Source organism: Clostridioides sp. GD02367 (assembly GCF_045900275.1).
GTDB classification, from domain to species: domain Bacteria; phylum Bacillota; class Clostridia; order Peptostreptococcales; family Peptostreptococcaceae; genus Clostridioides; species Clostridioides difficile_A.
In genome coordinates this window covers 1-396 of the sequence record NZ_JBJODK010000044.1, presented here as the reverse complement: position 1 = coordinate 396, position 396 = coordinate 1, and the positions used below count along the sequence as shown (strand labels likewise).

General features: G+C 27.8%; 1 protein-coding gene. It reads left to right on the top strand.

All coding sequences use genetic code 11. The features are described from left to right. On the top strand, window positions 1-396 hold a 396-nt coding region (locus Q3223_RS19605; protein WP_407812451.1), incomplete at both ends, for a phage tail protein.

Sequence of the window (396 nt, the reverse complement as noted above, 5' to 3'; positions counted from 1 at the left end):
GTTTGTAAAAGTCCTGAAACATATAAGCCAAAAGTTGGCAATGGAGCTATGAAAGATTTGTATTTAAAATTTATTATAGAGGTATCTAATGTAGAGAAAGTGACCTTAGTCGTTGACCCAACTGCGATATTTTTAACTAAAAAAGATGAAGAAAAAATATTAACAAATATCAATAAGTTAGACACTAAAATTGATACAACTAAAACAGAGTTAACAAACAACTTAGAAACTGCTAAGACAGAAATTAATACTAAGATAGGTGATACAACACTACTTGAAACAACAGATAAAACAAATATAGTTAGTGCATTAAATGAGGTAAAAACTAGTGTAGATAGCATAGAAACAACAGCAGATAAAACAAGTATAAAAGATACAGATAACTTATTTGAAAGT